The organism is Mesorhizobium sp. CAU 1732 (assembly GCF_039888675.1).
Lineage (GTDB): Bacteria > Pseudomonadota > Alphaproteobacteria > Rhizobiales > Rhizobiaceae > Aerobium.
Genome location: NZ_JBDQQR010000001.1, coordinates 716,268 through 735,654, shown reverse-complemented (window position 1 = coordinate 735,654; position 19,387 = coordinate 716,268). Strand labels below are relative to the sequence as shown.

Annotated in this window: 19 protein-coding genes; 8 read left to right on the top strand and 11 right to left on the bottom strand. The window is 63.7% G+C overall.

The genetic code is table 11. The features are described from left to right. Positions 1-108 precede the first annotated feature (108 nt). The gene (locus tag AAFN55_RS03770; RefSeq protein ID WP_347797538.1) at positions 109-891 is read left to right on the top strand and encodes an IclR family transcriptional regulator; all 783 of its coding nucleotides are present in this window, start codon (positions 109-111) and stop codon (positions 889-891) included. A gap of 37 nt (positions 892-928) precedes the next feature. On the opposite strand, the gene AAFN55_RS03765 is transcribed toward AAFN55_RS03770, so the two are convergent. Both AAFN55_RS03765 and gyrB read right to left on the bottom strand, forming a co-directional pair. Further along, positions 929-2,284, bottom strand: a complete 1,356-nt coding sequence (locus tag AAFN55_RS03765; RefSeq protein ID WP_347797537.1) for an esterase-like activity of phytase family protein — start codon at positions 2,282-2,284, stop codon at positions 929-931. 182 nt (positions 2,285-2,466) lie between these two features. Next, positions 2,467-4,938: a DNA topoisomerase (ATP-hydrolyzing) subunit B gene (gene gyrB, locus AAFN55_RS03760; RefSeq protein WP_347797536.1), complete on the bottom strand. Its 2,472-nt coding sequence runs from the start codon at positions 4,936-4,938 to the stop codon at positions 2,467-2,469. Positions 4,939-5,167: 229 nt separating this feature from the next. Here gyrB and AAFN55_RS03755 point away from each other — a divergent pair, with 229 nt between their 5' ends. Beyond that, complete coding sequence (locus tag AAFN55_RS03755) at positions 5,168-6,538, top strand: cytochrome P450 (RefSeq protein ID WP_347797535.1); 1,371 nt, start codon at positions 5,168-5,170, stop codon at positions 6,536-6,538. Here AAFN55_RS03755 and AAFN55_RS03750 read toward each other — a convergent pair whose 3' ends face one another. The 4 genes from AAFN55_RS03750 to rsmI all read right to left on the bottom strand — a co-directional run bounded on the left by AAFN55_RS03750 (position 6,539) and on the right by rsmI (position 10,478). Next, positions 6,539-8,152, bottom strand: a complete 1,614-nt coding sequence (locus tag AAFN55_RS03750) for a GMC family oxidoreductase N-terminal domain-containing protein (protein WP_347797534.1) — start codon at positions 8,150-8,152, stop codon at positions 6,539-6,541. A gap of 146 nt (positions 8,153-8,298) precedes the next feature. Continuing rightward, complete coding sequence (locus AAFN55_RS03745; RefSeq protein WP_347800177.1) at positions 8,299-9,123, bottom strand: cyclase family protein; 825 nt, start codon at positions 9,121-9,123, stop codon at positions 8,299-8,301. Between the two features lie 88 nt (positions 9,124-9,211). Beyond that, positions 9,212-9,586: a YraN family protein gene (locus AAFN55_RS03740; RefSeq protein WP_347797533.1), complete on the bottom strand. Its 375-nt coding sequence runs from the start codon at positions 9,584-9,586 to the stop codon at positions 9,212-9,214. After that, on the bottom strand, positions 9,576-10,478 hold the full coding sequence (gene rsmI / locus AAFN55_RS03735) for a 16S rRNA (cytidine(1402)-2'-O)-methyltransferase (RefSeq protein ID WP_347797532.1): 903 nt from the start codon (positions 10,476-10,478) through the stop codon (positions 9,576-9,578). Before rsmI ends, AAFN55_RS03740 begins: the two co-directional genes overlap by 11 nt. 375 nt (positions 10,479-10,853) lie before the next feature. On the opposite strand from rsmI, the gene rnk reads away from it, so the two are divergent. Further along, complete coding sequence (gene rnk / locus AAFN55_RS03730; protein ID WP_347797531.1) at positions 10,854-11,282, top strand: nucleoside diphosphate kinase regulator; 429 nt, start codon at positions 10,854-10,856, stop codon at positions 11,280-11,282. Between the two features lie 141 nt (positions 11,283-11,423). Next, positions 11,424-11,948 carry a nucleoside-diphosphate kinase gene (locus AAFN55_RS03725; RefSeq protein WP_347797530.1) on the top strand — a complete coding sequence of 175 codons (525 nt, stop codon included), beginning with the start codon at positions 11,424-11,426 and terminating at the stop codon, positions 11,946-11,948. 61 nt (positions 11,949-12,009) lie between these two features. On the opposite strand, the gene hemW is transcribed toward AAFN55_RS03725, so the two are convergent. From hemW to rph, 4 genes are read right to left on the bottom strand one after another with little or no spacing between them, the layout of a single operon-like run. Continuing rightward, positions 12,010-13,170 (bottom strand): radical SAM family heme chaperone HemW, encoded by a 1,161-nt coding sequence (gene hemW, locus AAFN55_RS03720; protein WP_347797529.1) that lies wholly within the window; start codon positions 13,168-13,170, stop codon positions 12,010-12,012. Then, positions 13,167-13,814 (bottom strand): RdgB/HAM1 family non-canonical purine NTP pyrophosphatase, encoded by a 648-nt coding sequence (rdgB, locus tag AAFN55_RS03715; protein ID WP_347797528.1) that lies wholly within the window; start codon positions 13,812-13,814, stop codon positions 13,167-13,169. Before rdgB ends, hemW begins: the two co-directional genes overlap by 4 nt. Then, positions 13,814-14,224 carry a VOC family protein gene (locus AAFN55_RS03710; protein WP_347797527.1) on the bottom strand — a complete coding sequence of 137 codons (411 nt, stop codon included), beginning with the start codon at positions 14,222-14,224 and terminating at the stop codon, positions 13,814-13,816. The genes rdgB and AAFN55_RS03710 overlap by 1 nt, the downstream gene beginning before the upstream one ends. A gap of 6 nt (positions 14,225-14,230) precedes the next feature. Next, positions 14,231-14,947, bottom strand: a complete 717-nt coding sequence (gene rph / locus AAFN55_RS03705) for a ribonuclease PH (RefSeq protein WP_347797526.1) — start codon at positions 14,945-14,947, stop codon at positions 14,231-14,233. A 148-nt stretch (positions 14,948-15,095) separates the two neighbouring features. On the opposite strand from rph, the gene hrcA reads away from it, so the two are divergent. The 4 genes from hrcA to AAFN55_RS03685 all read left to right on the top strand — a co-directional run bounded on the left by hrcA (position 15,096) and on the right by AAFN55_RS03685 (position 18,149). Continuing rightward, positions 15,096-16,166 carry a heat-inducible transcriptional repressor HrcA gene (gene hrcA, locus AAFN55_RS03700; RefSeq protein ID WP_347797525.1) on the top strand — a complete coding sequence of 357 codons (1,071 nt, stop codon included), beginning with the start codon at positions 15,096-15,098 and terminating at the stop codon, positions 16,164-16,166. Between the two features lie 118 nt (positions 16,167-16,284). Then, entirely contained in the window at positions 16,285-16,944 is a 660-nt protein-coding gene (gene grpE / locus AAFN55_RS03695; protein ID WP_347797524.1) for a nucleotide exchange factor GrpE, read from the top strand. Between the two features lie 11 nt (positions 16,945-16,955). Beyond that, positions 16,956-17,453: a GNAT family N-acetyltransferase gene (locus AAFN55_RS03690; RefSeq protein ID WP_347797523.1), complete on the top strand. Its 498-nt coding sequence runs from the start codon at positions 16,956-16,958 to the stop codon at positions 17,451-17,453. A gap of 63 nt (positions 17,454-17,516) precedes the next feature. Further along, positions 17,517-18,149 carry a trimeric intracellular cation channel family protein gene (locus tag AAFN55_RS03685; RefSeq protein WP_347797522.1) on the top strand — a complete coding sequence of 211 codons (633 nt, stop codon included), beginning with the start codon at positions 17,517-17,519 and terminating at the stop codon, positions 18,147-18,149. Between the two features lie 14 nt (positions 18,150-18,163). Here the strand turns inward: AAFN55_RS03685 and AAFN55_RS03680 are convergent, their stop codons facing one another. Further along, on the bottom strand, positions 18,164-19,156 hold the full coding sequence (locus AAFN55_RS03680; protein ID WP_347797521.1) for an adenosine kinase: 993 nt from the start codon (positions 19,154-19,156) through the stop codon (positions 18,164-18,166). Positions 19,157-19,387 lie beyond the last annotated feature (231 nt).

Genomic DNA, 19,387 nt, shown 5'->3' with positions numbered 1-19,387 from the left:
ATGGTCCTCCCAGCCAATCTGCAACGTCAGATTCTATATACAAACAGATCGTTCATATGTAAACTCGCTTTCTATAGACGCCTGAAGAACCGGGGAGGAAAACACGAGATGGAAGCCTCGGCCGCGAAGCCAAAAAGAGGCCCGGAAACCGAGGATCGCTACCGCGCGCCGGCCCTCGACAAAGGTCTCGATATCCTCGAACTGCTGTCCGAGCAGCCGCGCGGCCTGACCCGCGGCGAGATCGTCAAGGCCATGGGCCGTGGCCCGAGCGAGATTTATCGCATGCTTGAGCGCCTCGTCGCGCGCGACTATGTCAGCCGCTCCGCCGAAGGCGATCGCTATGCGTTGACGATGAAGCTGTTCATGCTGGGCCATCGCCATCCGCCGGTGCGGCGTCTCGTGGCGCGTGCATTGCCGCTAATGGATGAGTTCGCCCGCGAGGCCATGCAGTCGTGCCACCTCGTGGTGCCGGATCGCAGCGCATCGATCGTCGTGGCGCAGGCTACCTGCCCCGGAAATTGGGAATTCGGTATCCGCGTCGGAACGCCGATCGATCTGTTCGGAACGGGGTCTGGGCGAACGCTGCTCGCGTTCCGCGATCCCCATCCGTCGGGTCACGCCGCAATCGAATGGCAGAGCGATGCGATCCGGGCGAAGCTCTCGGCGATCGAGGACGAACTCGACGAATGCCGGACACTCGGCTACCGGATCGGCGCAAGCCGCCAGATACGCGGCGTCGACGACATCAGCGTGCCCATCCTGTCCGAAAGCTACGCGATCGCCGTTCTGACATGCCCATACATCCAGCGCATCGACGGGAAAGAGCAGCCCGAGGCGACATACGTCCTCGCGCTGCTCAAGGATATCGCCGGCCGCCTGTCGCTGAGCTAGACTCAGCGACGCAACGGACCGGCGTGCTGGTCGCGAACTAACGCGCTGCCAGAAGGTCGCCGACTTCGAGCAGGATAAACTCGTTGTGGGCAGCCGCTCCGATTTCCCGGCCGCCCGAGAACGGCAGATTGTTGTCGTTGGCAACGAGAATGTGGGTGTCGTCGACCCGCATCACATCCTCGATGGTGAAGAACGGAAAGGTGAACTTGCCCGTCAGGTCGCGGTCGGCCTGGGTCTCCAGAATCGCCTTCCCGTCCGGATCATCGATATCCATCAGGTCGATATGGCCGATGCGGTGGATGAACCCCTCATCGTCGATGCGCCCGGTATCCACCAGCACGACATTCTTGACACGCGCCGGGTTGGGATAGCAGGCAGACTTGTCGTCATCGGTACAGGCCAGGCTTGGATCGCCCTCGCCATTGTCGCGTTCGATGATCAGGGCCCGCGTCTCGTCGATGAAGTTGAAGTCGCCGATAGCCTTCGCGCCCTCCGCCAGGCGGAACTTGTAGCTGTCGCCGGTCCATGTGCCGCCCTGCGTATCGAAGGTGATCACGCGCAGAAAATCGCCCTCGGGTGTCCCATCATCAGCCAAAAGCGGCTTTTCCAGCATCGCCCAAAGCAGATCAGTTCCCGGTTGCAGGCCCATGCCCTCATAGCCGCCCGAACGCTGAACGCGGAAATCCTTTCCCGCTGCGGCCGGCACGATGGTGCCGGGCGTATCCGGGCCGCGCAACTCCTCACCGTCGAGCATCGTCGGGTAGACGTCGCGGATGCGCCCGTCTTCCGCGGCGCGAAGGAGGTACGGACCGAACTCTTCGCCGATCCAGATTTCACCGTTCAGGTACTGGATGCTTTCCGGATCGAAATCCGCGCCGGTCAGGTAGCGGCTCTCCGTCGCTTCATAGGCGATCCGGAAGGGAACCTTGCGATCCGGGTCGCGAAGGAAGATCGTCTCCACGCGCTCGACGATGCCGGTGTCGAAATCCGGCTTCATGCGATGGAAGAACAGCAGTGCGTCAGGGCTGTTGATCTTGGAGCCGAAACCATTGTCCGTCAGCGTGAAGATGCTGCCGTCGTCGGCCAGGTTCATCGCGAAACCGGACATCCCCTGCACGGGCTGACCGATGAAAGGCAGGGAAATGCCGGTCGGGTGGCTGCCATAAGCGGCACCGACGTCGCCCGGCGCAGACATGGCCACGTGGTTCGGCGTCTTTCCGGTGAATTTGCCGGATACCCACGCATCCCTAGGCGCATCCGCAGGCGGAGTGACGAGGGTCAACGCGGGGAGGTAAGCGTGTCCCGCAAGCTTCGCCGGGAACGTCTCCTCGGCCGATGCCGGGATGTGGATGGCGGAAAGCGCGACGGCCGTCAGCAAAGCGTGTCTGAACATAGTGGGAGGCTCCTTGGTGGTGAGAAGCTCTCCCGTAGTGTGCGCCTGTGACAGGCGCGCTTCAGAACAGTGACACTCGCGTTACAATGCCCGGCGCAGTGCCAGGGATGCGGAATCAGTCTGAAGTCTGCGATGGCTCATCCGGGACGGTGAGCCATCGATCATCATGAAGCGAACGGACGTCAGACGTCCAGATTCGCCACCGAAAGCGCGTTTTCCTGGATGAAATCACGGCGAGGCTCGACCTCGTCGCCCATCAGGCGCGAGAACAGCGAATCCGCGTCCGTGGCATCCGGCACCTTCACCTGCAGCAGGGTCCGCACGTTCGGATCGAGCGTCGTTTCCCAGAGCTGCTCGGCGTTCATCTCGCCAAGACCCTTGTAGCGCTGCATGGAGAGGCCCTTGCGGCCGGTCGCGAAGATCGCGTCAAGCAGTGCAAGCGGGCCTGAAATCGGCTCGGAGACCTCGCGGCGCTTGAGCACCGGCTGCTTGTCGTAGACTTCCTGCAGGCGCGCGGCGTAGCGATCGAGCGCACGGGCATCGGCCGAGCCGATCAACGCGGCGTCGAGCGTAACCGTCTCCTTCACGCCACGAACAGTCCGCTCGAAGACCAGGCCGCCCGCGCCTTCGTTGGACGGGTTCGCGCGGCCTTCCCAGCCACGTTCCGTTTCTTCGGAGATGATGTCGAGGCGACGGGCCACATAGGCCGCGGCTTCGACCGCGCGCGCGGGGCTTGCGAGAACTTCGGCGTTGAGCGCGCCGGCGATCGCCGCCTGCTCCACCACCATGCGCGAATAGCGCGTATGCAGTCCGTTGATCAGCGTGCGCAGCGCGACCGCATCGTCGATGACCGACCGCAGATCGGCGCCGGCCCGGACTTCGCCGTCCGACAGCGTCAGCGACGCTTCGTCGAGGCCCGAGGTGATCAGGAATTCCTCGAAGGAGCGCTCGTCCTTGATGTATTGCGCCGACTTGCCGCGCGTCACTTTGTAGAGCGGCGGCTGCGCGATATAGAGATGGCCGCGCTCGATCAGTTCCGGCATCTGGCGGAAGAAGAACGTCAGAAGCAGGGTACGGATATGGGCGCCGTCGACGTCGGCGTCGGTCATGATGATGATCTTGTGGTAGCGCAGCTTTTCGGCGTTGAACTCGTCCTTGCCGATGCCCGTGCCGAGCGCCGTGATCAGCGTGCCGATCATGTCGGAGCCGAGCATGCGGTCGAAGCGTGCGCGCTCCACATTGAGGATCTTGCCGCGCAGCGGCAGGATCGCCTGGTTCTGGCGCGAACGGCCGGACTTTGCCGACCCGCCTGCCGAGTCACCCTCGACGATGAAGATTTCAGACTTTGCCGGATCGCGCTCCTGGCAGTCGGCCAGCTTGCCCGGCAAGGAGGTGATGTCGAGCGCGCCCTTGCGCCGCGTCAGTTCACGCGCCTTGCGCGCGGCCTCGCGGGCGGCTGCCGCCTCGACCACCTTGCCGATCAGGATCTTGGCTTCGGCGTTGTGCTCTTCGAGCCAAGTTCCGAGCGCTTCGTTGACGAGGCTCTCGACGACGGGGCGAACCTCCGACGAAACCAGCTTGTCCTTGGTCTGCGAGGAGAATTTCGGATCGGGAACCTTGACCGACAAAACGGCGGTCAGGCCCTCGCGGCAATCGTCGCCGGTGAGCGAGACCTTCTCCTTCTTCGTGATGCCCGACGCCTCGCCATAGCTCGTCACCTGGCGCGTCAGCGCGCCGCGGAAGCCGGCTAGATGGGTGCCGCCGTCACGCTGCGGAATGTTGTTAGTGAAGCACAGCACGTTCTCGTGGTAGGAATCGTTCCACCACATCGCGACTTCGACGGTGATGTCGTCGCGCTCCGAGCGGATGAAGATCGGCGACGCGATCAGCGGCTTCTTGGCGCGGTCGAGATATTTGACGAACTCTTCCAACCCGCCGTCGTAAAGCAGTTCCTGGGTCTTCACGTCCGCGTGGCGGGCATCGGTCAGGATGATGCGCACGCCCGAATTCAGGAAGGCGAGCTCGCGCAGGCGATGCTCCAGCGTTCCGTAGTCGAACTCGACCATCGTGAAGGTTTCGGCCGACGGGAAGAACGTGATCTCAGTGCCGCTGCGGCCTTCATTGGTGCCGGGCTGCTTCTCCTCGACATAGGTTCCCGTCACGGTCAGCGGACCATCGGAATTGCCATGCGTGAAGCTCATCTCATGGATCTTGCCGTTGCGGCGGATCTTCATCTTGAGCCACAGGGAGAGCGCGTTGACGACCGAAACGCCGACGCCGTGCAGACCGCCGGAAACCTTGTAGGAGTTCTGGTCGAACTTACCGCCGGCGTGAAGCTGCGTCATAATGACCTCGGCAGCCGACACGCCTTCGTCATGCATGTCGGTCGGGATGCCGCGGCCATTGTCGGTCACAGTAACCGAACCATCGGGATTGAGCGTGACGGACACGAGATCGGCATGTCCGGCAAGCGATTCGTCGATCGCGTTATCGACGACTTCGTAGACCATGTGGTGCAGGCCCGAGCCGTCGTCGGTGTCGCCGATATACATGCCCGGCCGCTTGCGCACGGCATCCAGGCCCTTGAGAACCTTGATGGAATCCGCGCCATATTCGTTCTCGCCGGCGGCGCCGTTCTCGGTCTCGTCGCTCATGAAATTCCAATCTTGCCATTCACGGAATTCGGCGTCGCGAACAGAGTCGAATCACGCGCCATAAGATGCCCAAGATATAGGCTTTCGAGGTGGCTTTTCCAAGGTTTGAACGGCTTTGAGAGCGATTCGGCTGTTGATCGCCGGAAGGCCGTGCATGGCGCCATCGCGCAATCTTCATTTGCCGCCCGCCGCACCGGTTCCTAGATAGGGATCACACAGCGGAGTGACCATGGACGCCACGCCAAGACCCTTCGTGCCGCCGGCACCGAAGCCGCGCACGAAACCGCCATCGACGCTGCAGATGATCAGGATCGTCTATCGTAACCCGCTCGAATTGTGGGGCGAGCCGTCCTACAACGAGCCGTGGATTTCGATCTCGACGGGCATCGGCGGGCCGCTGGTGATTGCGAACGATCCCGGTCTCATCCGCCATGTCCTCGTCGACAATGTGAAGAACTACAAGATGGCGCGGGTACGCCAGAAGATTCTGCGCCCGATCCTGCATGACGGCCTGCTGACCGCCGAGGGCGAGGTGTGGAAGCGCTCGCGCAAGGCGATGGCCCCGGTCTTCACGCCACGCCATATTGCGGGCTTTGCCGGCCCCATGCGCCGCGTTTCGGAAGAGTTCGCGGCGCGCTACGAGGTCGGCTCCACCGTCTATGTCGCGCGCGACATGACGATGCTGACCTATGAGATTCTCGCCGAGACGCTGTTTTCTGGCGAGATCGCGGGCAATCCGGGCGACTTCGCGCATCAGGTCGATCATCTGTTCGAGACGATGGGACGGGTCGATCCGCTCGACCTTCTCGGCGCACCGGACTGGATGCCGCGCTTCACGCGCATCCGGGGACGCAAGGCGCTCGCCTTCTTCCGTTCGCTGGTAGCCGAGACCGTGCGGATGCGGAAGGAAAAGCTCGCGGCCGACGCCGCGGGCGCGCCGGAGGATTTCCTGACACTGCTCCTGAGGGCGGAAGGTCCCGACGGGCTCACCCGATCGGAGATCGAGGACAACATCATCACCTTCATCGGTGCCGGCCATGAGACCACGGCGCGGGCGCTCGGCTGGACGCTGTTCTGCCTCGCCGAAGCGCCGTGGGAGCGCGAGCGGGTCGAGGCCGAGATCGACGCGGTACTGGCGACCACGCCGGATCCGTTCGACTGGCTGGGCAGGATGCCGTTCACGCGCGCAGCCTTCGAGGAGGCGATGCGGCTCTATCCGCCCGCGGCCTCGATCAGCCGCGAGGCGATCACCCCGGACCGCTACAAGGACCTCGAGATCGTCGCGGGCGCACAGATCCAGATCATGCCCTGGACGATCCATCGCCATCGCAAGCTCTGGGACGACCCGGAAGCCTTCCTGCCGGAGCGCTTCCATCCCGAAAACCGCGATGCGATCGACCGCTTCCAGTACCTGCCGTTCGGCGCTGGTCCCCGCATCTGCATCGGCGCGAGCTTCGCCATGCAGGAGGCGGTCATCGCGATGGCGGTGCTGATGTCGCGCTTCCGCTTCGACAGCGTCGCCGAAACCAATCCGTGGCCCGTTCAGAAGCTGACGACGCAACCGCAGGGCGGTCTCCCGATGAGGGTGACCGCGCGTTGATCATACGGCAGCGCGGCGTATCAGGTCAGCCGCCTTTTCCGCAATCATGATCGTCGGTGCATTGGTGTTTCCGCCGACGAGCGTCGGCATGACGGACGCGTCGACGACACGCAATGCATTCACGCCGCGCACACGCAATTGCGGGTCGACCACCGCGTCGTCGCCAACGCCCATGCGGCATGTGCCAACCGGGTGATAGATCGTGTCGGCACGCGCCCGGATCTGTCCCATGAGCTCGTCGTCCGACATGTCGGCGCGCAGATAGAGTTCCCTGTGACGATATTTTCCGAGCGCAGGCGCCGACAGGATTGCGCGCATCTGCTTCGTGCCCTTGAGCAGCAATGCAGCGTCCCGGTCATCCGACAGATAGCGCGGGTCGATGCGTGGGGCCGACAACGGATTGGCATTCGCGAGCCCGACCGCACCGCGCGAATAGGGCCGTAACACGCAAACATGACACGAAAAGCCGTAGCCGAGATGCAGCTTGCGGGCATGATTGTCGACCACGCCGATGCAGAAATGAAGTTGCAGATCAGGGCGTTCGAGCGCCGGGTCAGACTTCAGGAACGCGCCTGCCTCGGCGATGGGCGTCGACAGCATGCCGGATCCGTCACGCAGCCAGTTCCGGAGATGGCCAACCAATTTGACCGACCCACGCAATCCGATGCCGAACAGATCGGTCTCCCGGGATTTCCATGAGGCGACGAAATCGAGGTGATCCTGCAAATTCTGTCCGACCCCCGGCAGGTCATGCCTTACGTCAAGCCCGTGCTGGCGCAATTCGGCCGCCGGACCGATACCCGACAGCATGAGAAGATGCGGCGAGCCGAACGCGCCGCTGGAGAGAATCACCTCCCGCCGCGCTGATACAGCCACCTCGTTTCGTCCCTGACGATAGCGCACTCCCGTTGCCCGCTTGCCGTCGAACGTTATGCCGCATGCGTGCGCGCCGGTGATCACCGTCAGATTCCCACGGCTCGCCATGACCGGGTGAATGTAGGCTGCTGCAGCCGAACAGCGCTGACCCTTCAGAGGGCCGTCCCAGAACTGCGTAACCTGATAGAAACCTGCACCCTCCTGGTTCACGCCATTGAAGTCGGCATTGCGGCGCACCTGCGTCTCTGCGCAGGCTTCGATGAATGCTGTGCTGATCGGGCGCGGGTGGGGCTGGTCGCGTATCTTGAGGGGACCGTTTTCACTATGGAGTTCACCCTCGCCACGGACGTTGCCTTCCGCGCGACGGAAATACGGCAGTACGCCATCCCAGTTCCAGCCGTCGCAACCGGCAGCGGCCCAATCGTCGTAGTCGGAGCGTTCACCGCGCACGTAGAGCATCGCGTTGATGGCACTTGATCCGCCCAGCGCCTTGCCACGCGGTTGATAGCCCTTGCGCCCGCCAAGCCCGGACTGCGGCACCGTCTCCAGCGCCCAATTGTTGATCCGGCCATAGCCGGGAAGCATTGCAACGACGGCTGCGGGCGTGCGGATCAACACATCGCGGCCTGAACCCCCAGCCTCGAGGAGGCAAACCGTCACGGACGGATCTTCGGAAAGCCGGGACGCGAGCGTCGCGCCGGCGGATCCCCCGCCGACGATCACGTAGTCATACGCCATACCATCCTCCCAGAAGGCGACCGATGCCCCTCATGTCGGATCGAAGCGCGCTATACCGCGCTTGTCCAGTGTGGCGGGCTTGAACTCGAGATTTTCTCAGACGCACCGCAATATGACAAAGGGTTCGCCATGCTGACGCTTTGGCGTCAGGTGACCGCGAAGACGCGGGCCGGCCCGCCGGTGCCGCCGCGCATCTTCGGTGCCCCGACGATGATGGTCGCGCCCGACGCGGGCAGTCGATCGAGATTGGCAACGCCCTCAATGCCGTATCGGCCGGACGGCAACCACGAATAGTGAACGGCGAAATCGGGGGACTGGCCGAAGTCCAGCGACATCGTATCCACCGCAATAGCCTTGGCTGAACTCTGCTCGATCAGCATGTTCGTGGCTTCGACGTGGAAACCGGGGAAGTGCATCGTGCCTGCTTCGTCGGCATTGCGGAACTTGTCCGTGGTTACATGCTCGCCCCAGCCGGACAGCATGGCAACACAGACGCCCTCAGGAAGGTCGCCATTGGCCGAAATCCACGCCGCGATGTCGTCCGGCGTCACCTGCGCATCATCGCTTTCCGCAGCCTTGGCGCGGATGTCGATGATCGCGAGCGGACAGACCAGATCCTCGACCGGCAGTTCGGCCACGGAACGCCCGTCGGCGGAAAAATGCAGCGGCGCGTCGATATGGGTGCCGATGTGCTCCTCAAGCCGCCAGATGTTCAAATTATAGCCGTCCGGGTCCAGCTTGTATTTGGGTTCGATGAAGACCTGTTGCTCGCCATCGAAGGACGGGAAGTTCTCATGCAGTTCATGGGTGAGATCCTCGGCCTTCATGGGTGCCGACTGCGCGAAAAGCGGCTTCGGAGCTGCGGTTGCGGCGATCGCCGCCACGCTTGCCACGGCAGCGCTTCCCCGAAACAGGTCGCGGCGGCTGAGCATGCGGGACTTCACGGTTTCGATGACGCAGTGATGACACATATCCACTATCTCCGGGGTAATCGATCTGCCGACCTGCCGCAGATTGATCCCGCCGACCATCTTCCGCAAGGGAAGATTTCGCAGTGCATCATCGTCCCTGGAAAATATTCTCGACGTGGACCGGCCAGCGGCGCGGCAGCACGGCCACCATGTCGAACCGCACCGAAAGGCGGCCATAATCCGGCTGGCGCGCGAGCCACAGATCGGCCGCGGCATCGATCCGGCGCTCCGACATGTGCCCGATCGCTTCCATGGCCAGAACCAGGGTCGGACGGACCTTCACCTCGACCATGAGCACGAGATTTCCACGGCGCGCGATCAGGTCGATCTCGCCCAGCTTCGTTCGGTAGCGGCGCTCGACGATGCGATAACCCTTGAGCATGAGGGCCATGGAAGCCAGCCACTCGCCGCGATGGCCACGGCGGTAGTTGCGTAAGCGGCCATCGCGGGCGCTAGTCGCCATCGGCCTTGAGGTCCATGAGCCGCCGGTAGAGGTCGGCCTTGCGCCCTCCGGTCATGCGGGCCGCCTCGCCCGCAGCACGCGACGAGCCCATTTCTTCTGCGAGCGAGAGCAGAAGCGCGTCGATATCCTCGGCGGCCTCCATCTCGCGCGCGATCGGAGGTCCGACGCAGATCACGACCTCGCCCTTGGGCGTATCGGCATCGGCATAGTGCGCCGCGAGCGCCGACAGCGGCGCGCGGCGCATCTCCTCGAACGTCTTCGTCAGTTCGCGCCCGATCGCTGCGGGGCGGTCGCCCAGTACCTCGACCATGGACGCAAGACACTCGTCGAGCCGGCGCGGCGATTCGTAGAAGACGAGCGTCGCCGGAACCGCGCGAAGCTCTTCCAGGCGTGTCCGGCGCTGGCCCGATTTCGACGGCAGGAAGCCTGCGAACAGGAACGCGTCGGAGGGAAGCCCGGACGCCGTCAGCGCCGCCAGAAGTGCCGACGCACCGGGAATCGGCACGACGCGCAGGCCAGCCTCGATCGCCTGTTCGACGAGGCGGTAGCCGGGGTCGGAGACAAGCGGCGTTCCCGCATCGGAAACCAGCGCCACGCTGCGGCCCGAGGCGATCGCCTCGACGAGACGCGGCCCCGCCTCGTCGGCATTGTGCTCGTGATAGGCGGTGGTTCGCCGCTTGATGCCATAGCGATCCAGCAGAACGCGCGTCACCCGCGTGTCCTCGCAGGCGACGATGTCCGCCGCGGCCAGCGTTTCCAGCGCACGAATGGTGATGTCGCCCAGATTGCCGATCGGCGTCGCGACGACGTAGAGCGCAGGCTCCAGCGGGCGGGCGCCGAAGGCCGCCTGCCCGATCATATACCCGCGATTGCCGTCCTGTCTGTCGTCCATCGTGCCCGCCATTCGCATCCGCTCCCTCCTTGCCACGGCTTGGCTGTGTTTCAAAGCATGGGACCGGCAAGTTGGGGAAGGAAACGGCGTGCCGCCCATACGAAGCCGCGAACCGACGTCTCGCCAACCTTGACTTGGCGCGTACAGTCATCAACTATCTGGCCATGAACATCGCGTCAGTCATCACAAGCATCGACAGGGTCTGCCCGATCGCGGGAGAGTGACCCCCGGTCCGGCCGCGTGCGCCCCGGATCGCGGGGCACGGCATGGCGATTCTCGGACTGAGATCGACAGCCTCATCGCAAGGCGCATCGCACCGTTCAACTCCAATCAAAGACAGGGCACGCCGTCGCTGCGTCCCAAAGGACTATTCACATGAGCACCACCAAATCACAGCGCAAGCCGCCAATCGTCATCGGAGATGTCGATCATGAGCGGCTGGCCCTCCTTGCATCGGGTGCGGCGGATCGTTTTCCCGAAGTGGCCGACGAACTGATGGCGGAACTCGATCGCGCAAAGATCAAACCCCAGGCAAAGCTTGGCGACACGATCATCCAGATGGGCTCGAAAGTGACGTTCAGCACGGCCGTCGACGGCGCAAAGACGGTCACGCTCGTCTTTCCCGGCAATGCGGACATCGCCAGCGGCCGCATCTCCATCCTGACGCCTATCGGCGCAGCACTGATCGGGCTGACGGAGGGCCAGTCGATCGCGTGGACGGATCGTAACGGCCATCAGCACGAACTGACAATCGAAACCGTCAAGCCGCCGGAAACAGCGAAAGCAGCGGCGAGCGGAGAATGATCAAACCCCGGCGGACAATCGGGCGCCGCATGGCACTTCGTGCGGGATCGCTGATGGCATGCTTCTGACCCCCGGTTTTGCGGCCGCGCAGACCGGGGGAGCCGACGGATTGCGACCCCATGCACCTGCCGGAGATCAGACTTGTCCCATACCGCATCCTGCCGCCTGACGATTCAGGATCATTCCATCCTCGATACGTGGCTCCATACATCCGTCGATCCTGACGACCCCCTCGCCGACTTGCTGCGCAAGAAGCTCGCCGCCGCCTCGATCTGGTCGAACGAGGACATCGCGCCGACGATCGTGACGCTCGACAGCCGCATCTCCTACAGGATCGATGGAGGTCCCGCCGACATCCGCATCATCAGCCTCAAGGAGGCCTACGGTCCGGTCGGCTTCGTTCTGCCGGCGACCTCGTTGCGAGGTCTCGCACTCATAGGGTTGGATGAGGGCGAGAGTTTCGACCTGATGCTGAATGGCAAGATCAGAAGCCTCTCGGTCGTGGAGGTGCACTACCAGCCGGAAGCTGCCAACCGCGAAGCACGCCACCTGTCTGCCGTACGACCCAGGCCTGCTCGCCCGCACTTGCGGCTCGTGCATAGCGCCGACATCACGTTCAGATCACCGGCAAACGACCACGATGATCCAGGTCCGTCCGCTGCCTAGATCGCCTTGTTTGAGCATCGGAATAACCCGAAAACCGGATTCCACTTTTCGGCCCGATGCTCTAGCGAGCGAGGTCTGCGACCACCGCGTCGAGCACGATCATGCCTGCCGCGGTGGCGCGCAAACGCGAATTGCCGATCGGCGCGACGAGACTTTCCTCCTGCAGCGTCGCAATGCGGCGCGACGAGAGCGGCCGGCCCGACAACTGCTCGTAGCGCGCGAGGTCGATGCCCTCCGTCAGCCGCAGCCCCATCAGCAGAAATTCGTCGGCTTCTTCCGAACGCGTCAGTACCTCGCCACCGATAACGCCGTGCCCTTTCGCCTCGACGAGGTTCACCCAGGTTTCCGGCATCTTCTCCGTGAAGGTAACGATACGCCGGCCGTCTTCGAGGAAGCGGCCATGCGCACCCGGCCCGACGCCGACATACTCGCCGTAGCGCCAGTAGACGAGGTTGTGGCGGCTTTCGGCACCCGGCCTTGCGTGGTTGGAAATCTCGTAGGCGGGGAGACCGCGCGCGGCCGTCACCTCCTGCGTGACGCGGTAGAGATCGGCTGCCAGATCAGGGTCCGGCATCTGGAACTTGCCTGCCGCATGCAGCGCATGGAAGCGCGTGCCTTCCTCGATCGTGAGTTGATAGAGCGAGAGGTGATCGGCGGCATGGCCGATCGCTGCCTCAAGCTCCTGTTCCCAGGCTTCGAGTGTCTGGCCGGGACGCGCATAGATCAGGTCAAAGGACAGGCGCGGAAACGTCTCGCGCGCCAGCCGGATCGCGTGAAGCGCCTGCTCGACGTTGTGGAGCCGCCCCAGAAACCGCAAATCCTGGTCATTGAGCGCCTGTACGCCCAGCGATACGCGGTTCACGCCCGCATCGCGGTATCCGCGAAAGCGCGACGCTTCGACCGAGGACGGGTTCGCCTCAAGCGTCACCTCGATGCCGGACGGCACCGTCCAGTTTTCGGCAATGGCGTCGAGAACGGCGCCGACCGTCTCCGGCTTCATCAGCGAGGGCGTACCGCCGCCGAGGAAGATCGACGTCACCGTGCGCGGACCGGTGCGCGCGCGCATCGTCGCCATCTCGGCCTTGAACGCCGCCGCGAAGCGTTCCTGATCGACCGGCTGGTGCCGGACATGGCTGTTGAAGTCGCAATACGGGCATTTGGCCGCGCAGAACGGCCAGTGGACATAAACGCCGAAGCCCGGCTGACGTTCGCTTTCGATCATGCCGAACCCAGCATGGCGCGGGCGAACTTCTGGAACGCGCGCGCCCGGTGTGACAGCGCCGTCGCGTCACCCGGCTTCCAACCATGCTTCTCGTCAGCGTTCATCTCGCCAAAGGTCACATCGAAGCCTTCGGGCTGGAACATCGGGTCGTAGCCGAAACCTTTTTCGCCGCGCGGCGGCCAGACGAGGTGCCCGTCGATTTCGCCGCGAAAATATTCCGCGTGGCCATCCGGCCAGGCGAGACAGATCACGGAAACGAAACGACCGGTGCGGCGGTCGTTTGCCAGCGCACCCTTCTCGGCCATCTTTTCTTCCGTTACGCGCATCGCCATGGCGAAGTCGCGGGTGCCATCCTCAAGCGTCGCCCAGTCCGCGGTGTAGACACCCGGCGCGCCGTCGAGAGCGTCCACCATGAGGCCGCTATCGTCCGACAATGCGGGCAGACCGGTGGCCGAGGCGGCGGCCAACGCCTTGATGTAGGCGTTCTCCTCGAACGTCATTCCCGTCTCTTCGGGTTCCGGCAAGCCATAGTCGGCAGCCGACTTTGCCTCGAAGCCGAACGGCGCGATCAGATCGGCGAACTCGGCCAGCTTGCCCTTGTTGTGGCTCGCGACGACGATCTTCCTGTCTTCGAGCTGGCGCATCACAGTCCCCAAATCTTTGGATTGGCGATCTCCAGCGAGTTGCCTGCCGGATCGCGGAAATAGATCGACCTGCCACCCTGCGGCCATTCGAAATCGGCTTCGATGGCGACGCCATGCACTTCAAGGCGCACTGTCCAGTCGGCGATCTCCGCTTCGGTTGCCCGGAAGCAGAGATGGCCGGGGCCTGTCGTTCCGTGCGGCGGCACGGGAAGCTTCGCATCCGGCTTCGGCGGATGGATCGTCTGCTCCGCATCGAAGATCAGCAACACACCCTCGCCACATGCGAAGAAGACGTGACGGCCGTCGACCTTGGCGATCTGCCGCAACCCCATCACCTCGGCATAGAAGGCCTCCGCCGCGTCGAGATCGTCGACGTAGAGAGCAGATTCGAGAATGCCTGACGGAGTCATCTGGTGTTACGCGATCGCCATTTTCTGGAGGTTGACCAGACGGGCGATGCCGGCCTTGGCGAGCGACATCAGGGCGTCGAACTCTTCCTGGCTGAAGGGTTCGCCCTCGGCCGTGCCCTGCACCTCGACGATGCCGCCTCTGCCCGTCATGACGAAATTGGCGTCCGTGCCGGCCGACGAATCCTCGATATAATCGAGATCGATGACCGGAACCCCATCGTGAATGCCGCAGGAGATGGCGGCGACATGGTCCTTCAGGACCTTGTTCACGCTCACCATCTGGCGGGCTTCCATCCACTTCAGGCACTCATGAAGCGCCACGAAACCGCCGGTGATCGACGCCGTGCGGGTGCCGCCATCGGCCTGGATCACGTCGCAGTCGACCGTGATCTGCATCTCGCCCAGCGCCTGCAAATCGATGACCGCGCGCAGCGAGCGCCCGATCAGGCGCTGGATTTCGAGCGTGCGACCACCCTGCTTGCCGGACGACGCCTCGCGGCGCATGCGATCGCCCGTCGAGCGCGGCAGCATGCCGTATTCGGCGGTGACCCAGCCCTTGCCGGTATTGCGCATCCAGCCGGGCACCTTTTCCTCAAGGCTTGCCGTGCAGAGCACATGCGTATCGCCGAATTTGACGAGGCAGGAGCCCTCGGCGTGCTTGGATACGCCGCGTTCGAAGGATATTGCCCGCATTTCGTCGGGCTGGCGCTTTGATGGCCGCATGGTTCTTTTCCGGTCCTTGTCGATGTGCGGGGGCTTGTAGCCGCGCGTTGCGCGCGACGCAAAGGAAAAGGCTCCACAGGCTCGTTTTGCCAGCCGTTGCGTCACGGTCAGTGACGTCTATATTCCACCTGAACGAGGCTAACAGCCCATGACACGTCCCTTGATCGACCCACACCTCCAATCGCTGGATTCGCGCTCACGCGATATTTTCAGGCTGATCGTGGATTCCTACCTGCGCGACGGCGAACCCGTCGGGTCGCGCAACCTGTCGCGTCTGCTTCCGGGTGCGCTCTCGCCCGCCACGGTCCGCAACGTGATGAGCGATCTGGAACAGCTCGGCCTCATCTACGCCCCGCATATATCCGCCGGCCGGCTGCCGACACAGATCGGGCTGCGCTTTTTCGTGGATGCGTTCATGGAACTGGGCGACCTCTCCGAGGAGGAGCAGCGCTCGATCGAGGCGCAGGTCAAGGCGTCGGGAAGCGGCGCCACGCTCGAACACATGCTGACCGAGGCAAGCCAGATGCTGTCCGGCATGTCGCGCGGCGCGGGCCTGGTGGTCGCTGCCAAGAGCGAAGTGCCGCTCAAGCACATAGAGTTCATCCAGCTTGAGCCGACCAAGGCGCTTACCGTCATGGTGTCGCAGAATGGCGACGTGGAAAACCGCGTGGTCGACCTGCCAGCCGGCGTCACCGCCTCGCAGCTTCACGAGGCCTCGAACTTCCTCAACGCGCATATTCGCGGTCGAACGCTTGCAGAGGCCAAGATCGAGATCGCGCGCCTCAAGGACGAGACGCGCGCGGCGCTCGATACGCTGTCCCAGGATCTGGTCGAGCGAGGCCTCGCGGTCTGGGCCGGGACCAGCGCCGACATGCCCTCGCGCCTGATCGTGCGCGGCCGTGCGAATCTGCTCGAAAACATCACGGCACAGGCCGATCTCGACCTTTTGCGCCATCTCTTCGACGACCTCGAGACCAAGGAAGGCATGATCCAGCTCCTCGACCTCACCGAGGAAGGCTCAGGCGTGCGCATCTTCATCGGCTCGGAGAACAAGCTGTTTTCGCTGTCCGGCTCGTCGCTGGTCGTGGCGCCCTATCGCGACAAGGATTCGCGCGTCATCGGCGCGCTGGGCGTCATCGGACCCACGCGGCTGAACTATGCCCGGATCGTGCCAATGGTCGACTACACCGCGCAGATCATCAGCCGGATGCTTCGCTGACGCATCCCTGCGCATCGGGACATAGGAACCGATTCCCCATCCGCCTCTTGATTTTCACGCCCCGAACCTCGATATCGGGCGCAAGTTTCAAGAACCATTCTAAAGACGGAATCGAGCGATGAGCGAACAGCCAAAAGACGAACGCGCGCCCGAACAGACCACGGCGAAGTCCGAATATGCCGAGATGGCAGCGACCGGCGAGGATTTCCAGGCAGAGACCGAAGCGCAGGACGCCGACTATGAAGCGGTCGTGCGGCTCGTCAAGGAAAACGAGGAGCTGAAGGATCGCGCGCTGCGTGCCGCGGCCGAAATGGAGAATCTGCGTCGGCGCACCCAGCGCGACGTTCAGGACGCGAAGGCCTATGCGATCGCGAATTTCGCGCGTGACATGCTGCAGGTGTCCGACAATCTGCGCCGCGCACTCGACGCAATTCCCGCGGAAGCCAAGGACAGCGGCGATGCCGGCTTCAAGGCGCTTATCGAAGGCGTCGACATCACCGAGCGTGCGATGCTTTCGGCTCTCGAACGCCATGGTGTGAAGAAGCTCGATCCGCAGGGCGAAAAATTCGATCCGCATTTCCATCAGGCGATGTTCGAAGTGCCGAACCCGGACGTGCCGAACAACTCGGTCATCCAGGTCGTGCAGACCGGCTACGTCATCGGCGAGCGCGTGCTGCGCCCCGCAATGGTCGGCGTCGCCAAGGGCGGCCCCAAGCAGGCAGCCCCTGAACCGGTCGAGCCAGGCCCGCCCAACGCTCAGGCCGAAAAAGACGCCTGATCGGCGTCCATATGGATTTGATGGTCACCTATCTGGAGATGACGGCGCCGCCGTCATCTCTGCCGCAGCCGCTGCCGGCGGTGCAGGTGACGACGGCGCGGGAAATCCTGGCGAACGACGACTATCTGGCGCTCTATTCAGCGATCGGCGCGGCGCTCCAATGGGATTCCCGGCTGCGTATGCCGCAAGATGCGCTTGCCGAACTGCTGTCGCAGTCATCAACCCATCTGCACGTTCTAAGGCAGAATGACGTGGCGATCGGCCTCGCCGAATTCGTCGAAGTGGGCACGCCGGATGTCGAGCTCGTCCATTTCGGGCTCGTTTCGACTGCGCATGGTCGAGGTCTCGGCAAATTCTTTCTCGATCAGGCGCTTCGTGCAATCTGGTTGCACGCGCCCGCGCGCCTGTGGCTTCACACCGATACGAACGACAGCCCGGCCGCGATCCCGCTCTACACGAAGGCAGGCTTCCAGCCCTATCTGACGCAAATGGAAACGTTTCCCGACTGACCTGTCGCGCCTGATCTTCCCGAGCCCAGAGCCTTCCGCTATTGCTGAGCGCGGGAGGCCGCCATGGACCAGATCATCTTCATCGACTATGCCGGCGTTGCGGTCTTCGCGGCGACAGGCGCACTCGCCGCCTCCCGCAAACAGCTCGACATCATCGGCTGCCTGTTTCTCGCGAGCGTCACGGCCATCGGCGGCGGCACGTTCCGCGACCTGATCCTCGGCGTTCCGGTCTTCTGGGTGCAGAACCACGACTATCTCATCGTCTGCGGCGCGGTGGCGATCATCGTCTATTTCACCGCGCATCTTATCGAGTCGCGCTACAAGGCGCTCCTGTGGCTCGATGCGATCGGGCTTGCCGCCTATTGCGTGTTCGGCGCGTGGAAGGGACTGATCGTAACCGGATCCGGCTTTATCGCGGTCGTGATGGGCGTGCTCACCGCCACGTTTGGCGGCATCTTGCGCGACCAGCTTGCAGGCGAGCCGTCCGTGCTGCTTCGGCCCGAAATTTACGTCACTGCGGCGATGGCGGGCGCGGTCGTGTTCGTTCTGCTCTACATCGCCGGCCTGCATCCCCTCGCGGCCTCCGTGCCGGCCTTCCTGACCGCCTTCGCCATACGCGGCGGCGCATTGCGCTACGGCTGGTCGTTTCCGCCCTATCGCAGCCGGCCCGGCCGCAAGCCCGAAGACATTCCGTGATACTGCCCCGATAGTCAGACGAGACCGTGCTGGCGCGCCTCGTCGGCAAGGTTCTGGCGCGGGCGCGGCCCGACCTGCTGGATGACGAGACCAGCGGCGAGCGATCCGAGCCTGCCGCAATCGGCGAGGCTGCGACCCGTGGTGTAGCCATGGAGGAAACCCGCCGCGTAGAGGTCGCCGGCGCCGGTCGTATCGACCAGTTCGGCAATCTCGATCGCGTCGACGGCGACTGTCTCGTCGCCGCGAACGACGACGGAGCCATGCTCCGAGCGCGTGACGGCTGCGAGCTTGCAATCCTTGCGGATCGCCTCCAATCCCGCCTCGAACGACGAGGTCTGGTAGAGCGCCTTCAACTCGCTTTCGTTCGCGAAGACGATATCGACCGTGCCCGAGCGCATGAGCTCGAGGAACTCGTCGCGGTAGCGATCGACGCAGAAGGAGTCCGACAGCGTCATCGAGACCTCGCGCCCGGCGGCGTGGGCATGCTGCGCCGTCAGGCGGATGGCCTCTTTCGCGCGGGGCGGATCCCACAGATAGCCTTCAAAATAGGTGACTTTCGCACCCTGCGCCTTGTGCTCCTCGACGTCTTCGGGCCCAAGCTCGACGCAGGCGCCGAGATAGGTGTTCATCGAGCGCTCGCCATCGGGCGTGACGAAGATCATCGAGCGTGCGGTCGGCGGCTCGCTGGCCAGCGGCGCGGTGTCGAAGGCGACGCCCTGCGCGCGGATGTCATGCGTGTAGATGCCGCCGAGATGGTCGCTCGACACCTTGCCGAAGAAGGCCACGCGGCCGCCGAAGCTCGCCACGCCCGCCGCCGTGTTGCCGGCACTGCCGCCCGAAGCCTCGATCGCGGGGCCCATGCGGCTGTAGAGCAGTTCCGCGCGCTCTGCGTCGATTAGGTTCATCGCACCCTTGATGATGCCGTTCTCGGACAGGAAGGCTTCGTCGCAACGGGCAATGATGTCCACGATGGCATTGCCGATGCAAAGCACGTCGTACTGGCTCATGAAGGTCTCCGGAGGGCCGGACTGAAGCGCGCCCGGTTTTTGAACATGGTCCGGGTTTAGCCGCTGCGGGCCGAAATGCAAGTCTCGGCGGCCTGTCTCTTTGGAGGCGGGAGGCCGACAAAAGCAGTTGGCGATTATGCGCAGACGCCGATTGCTATGCGCAACCGCCTGCGGCGTTGAACGACGGCGCATCGCCCCATAGTCGTCGCGCCTTCGAAGCGAAACGGCTGG

Excerpts from the sequence above, each read along its gene's own strand:
- AAFN55_RS03770 (WP_347797538.1), top strand. The coding sequence starts at position 109 with ATGGAAGCCTCGGCCGCGAAGCCAAAAAGAGGCCCGGAAACCGAGGAT.
- AAFN55_RS03765 (WP_347797537.1), bottom strand. The coding sequence starts at position 2,284 with ATGTTCAGACACGCTTTGCTGACGGCCGTCGCGCTTTCCGCCATCCAC.
- gyrB (WP_347797536.1), bottom strand. The coding sequence starts at position 4,938 with ATGAGCGACGAGACCGAGAACGGCGCCGCCGGCGAGAACGAATATGGC.
- AAFN55_RS03755 (WP_347797535.1), top strand. The coding sequence starts at position 5,168 with ATGGACGCCACGCCAAGACCCTTCGTGCCGCCGGCACCGAAGCCGCGC.
- AAFN55_RS03750 (WP_347797534.1), bottom strand. The coding sequence starts at position 8,152 with ATGGCGTATGACTACGTGATCGTCGGCGGGGGATCCGCCGGCGCGACG.
- AAFN55_RS03745 (WP_347800177.1), bottom strand. The coding sequence starts at position 9,123 with ATGTGTCATCACTGCGTCATCGAAACCGTGAAGTCCCGCATGCTCAGC.
- AAFN55_RS03740 (WP_347797533.1), bottom strand. The coding sequence starts at position 9,586 with ATGGCGACTAGCGCCCGCGATGGCCGCTTACGCAACTACCGCCGTGGC.
- rsmI (WP_347797532.1), bottom strand. The coding sequence starts at position 10,478 with ATGGACGACAGACAGGACGGCAATCGCGGGTATATGATCGGGCAGGCG.
- rnk (WP_347797531.1), top strand. The coding sequence starts at position 10,854 with ATGAGCACCACCAAATCACAGCGCAAGCCGCCAATCGTCATCGGAGAT.
- hemW (WP_347797529.1), bottom strand. The coding sequence starts at position 13,170 with ATGATCGAAAGCGAACGTCAGCCGGGCTTCGGCGTTTATGTCCACTGG.
- rdgB (WP_347797528.1), bottom strand. The coding sequence starts at position 13,814 with ATGCGCCAGCTCGAAGACAGGAAGATCGTCGTCGCGAGCCACAACAAG.
- AAFN55_RS03710 (WP_347797527.1), bottom strand. The coding sequence starts at position 14,224 with ATGACTCCGTCAGGCATTCTCGAATCTGCTCTCTACGTCGACGATCTC.
- rph (WP_347797526.1), bottom strand. The coding sequence starts at position 14,947 with ATGCGGCCATCAAAGCGCCAGCCCGACGAAATGCGGGCAATATCCTTC.
- hrcA (WP_347797525.1), top strand. The coding sequence starts at position 15,096 with ATGACACGTCCCTTGATCGACCCACACCTCCAATCGCTGGATTCGCGC.
- grpE (WP_347797524.1), top strand. The coding sequence starts at position 16,285 with ATGAGCGAACAGCCAAAAGACGAACGCGCGCCCGAACAGACCACGGCG.
- AAFN55_RS03690 (WP_347797523.1), top strand. The coding sequence starts at position 16,956 with ATGGATTTGATGGTCACCTATCTGGAGATGACGGCGCCGCCGTCATCT.
- AAFN55_RS03685 (WP_347797522.1), top strand. The coding sequence starts at position 17,517 with ATGGACCAGATCATCTTCATCGACTATGCCGGCGTTGCGGTCTTCGCG.
- AAFN55_RS03680 (WP_347797521.1), bottom strand. The coding sequence starts at position 19,156 with ATGAGCCAGTACGACGTGCTTTGCATCGGCAATGCCATCGTGGACATC.